The sequence below is a fragment of the Shewanella sp. SG41-4 genome (genome assembly GCF_014164505.1).
Lineage (GTDB): Bacteria > Pseudomonadota > Gammaproteobacteria > Enterobacterales > Shewanellaceae > Shewanella.
Window position 1 is genome coordinate 1 of sequence record NZ_JACJFI010000623.1, and the last position, 1231, is coordinate 1231.

Sequence of the window (1231 nt, forward strand, 5' to 3'; positions counted from 1 at the left end):
CTCCTCCCGTATTGCAAGGTATAACTCATCGATAACATGGACTGGATTGCTGTCATATATACGGTCTTTTAATGAAGCTATTGATTTCTGACCTCGATGTATTACGCGCATATCGTCCTTATCAGCTCGTCGGGCCTTTCGCTCTTTGAGGTTATCAGGTTTTCAATATGCAGGTTTTACCTGTTATGTCATCGTTTTGCTCTATTCACGCAGTTCTTTGAAGAGCGGTTTACTTATTCTGCTGAATAATCTTCTCCAGAGACGGTAATCGCCCAAGCCATTCTCGCCATTTTGTTGGCATAAGCAACGCTCGCTCGGTTATGCCCCCGAGTTTGAACAAGTCGGTTTATCCATTGACTTAATTTTTACTTTTCGTTCCAGCTCTTGATACTACAGCCTTTGCTCCTTGGATTAACAGACACAGTAAGTAACTATTCCCTCGCATATTTATGCCTAGCAACGTATCTTTACCCCCACAACTTTGCTGGCGGGGAACGATACCTAAGGAAGCAGAAACATCCCTGCCTCGTATAGTGACTGCCATTACCCACTTCATTAAAATAAGCACTCGATACCATAGGGCCAAATCCTGGTATGGTTTGAACTCGTTGACAAATATCACTGCGCTTTACTGCTTTCACAATCAATTGGCTATAGGCTTCGATACACGTATCTAATGCAGTTAATTGGCTTTGTAGCTGCCTAAGTATAGCTTTAAACGCCCCTGATAATGGCGAGGCCTCATCATCTAGCATTAGAGGGATACTTTTACATATATTGTTTACACCTTGGGTTAACGCAATACCGTATTCAGCGATTAATCCTCTTATTTGGTTGCATAATGCCGTTCTTTACCTAACTGGCAACTCGCGTGCTTTATGCTGTGCTTGATTATCTTGTTACACTATCGATTTTATTCCTACACTTTTAATATGTGGCTGGTTAGCCGCGACAGCAATGGCTAAGGCGTCGTTATAGTCATTTTTGTTGCCAATTAAAAAGGCTTTTACATGTTGAGGTGGAATAAAGTTTACCTGGTGCCCACACTGTTGTATTTCTCTTGCCCAATAATGAGACACTTCACAGGCTTCTAAAGCAACTAAACAGGATGGGTGTGTTGAAAGCAAGTTAATACTAGCGCTCTTGTTATCATTTTCGTGTTAATTAACCGACCCTGCATAATACAGCAAACCACATAAAAAAATCTTTTTGCAATAACGAGCCCTATTGT

3 protein-coding genes are annotated in these 1231 nt (G+C 41.3%); all 3 read right to left on the minus strand.

The window, feature by feature from the left end; all coding sequences use genetic code 11:
- Positions 1 to 358: 358 nt before the first annotated feature.
- The 3 genes from H5202_RS24505 to H5202_RS24515 all read right to left on the minus strand — a co-directional run bounded on the left by H5202_RS24505 (position 359) and on the right by H5202_RS24515 (position 1079).
- Positions 359 to 556, minus strand: coding sequence for a transposase (locus tag H5202_RS24505; protein WP_336244836.1), 198 nt, complete (start codon positions 554 to 556; stop codon positions 359 to 361).
- Positions 468 to 755, minus strand: coding sequence for a hypothetical protein (locus tag H5202_RS24510; protein WP_259397456.1), 288 nt, complete (start codon positions 753 to 755; stop codon positions 468 to 470). Before H5202_RS24510 ends, H5202_RS24505 begins: the two co-directional genes overlap by 89 nt.
- A gap of 144 nt (positions 756 to 899) precedes the next feature.
- Positions 900 to 1079 (minus strand): hypothetical protein, encoded by a 180-nt coding sequence (locus tag H5202_RS24515; RefSeq protein ID WP_259397455.1) that lies wholly within the window; start codon positions 1077 to 1079, stop codon positions 900 to 902.
- Positions 1080 to 1231: the final 152 nt, after the last annotated feature.

What these genes read in the sequence shown, in the direction of transcription:
- H5202_RS24510 (WP_259397456.1), bottom strand. Translation starts at nt 755, where the DNA reads ATGCTAGATGATGAGGCCTCGCCATTATCAGGGGCGTTTAAAGCTATA.
- H5202_RS24505 (WP_336244836.1), bottom strand. Translation starts at nt 556, where the DNA reads ATGAAGTGGGTAATGGCAGTCACTATACGAGGCAGGGATGTTTCTGCT.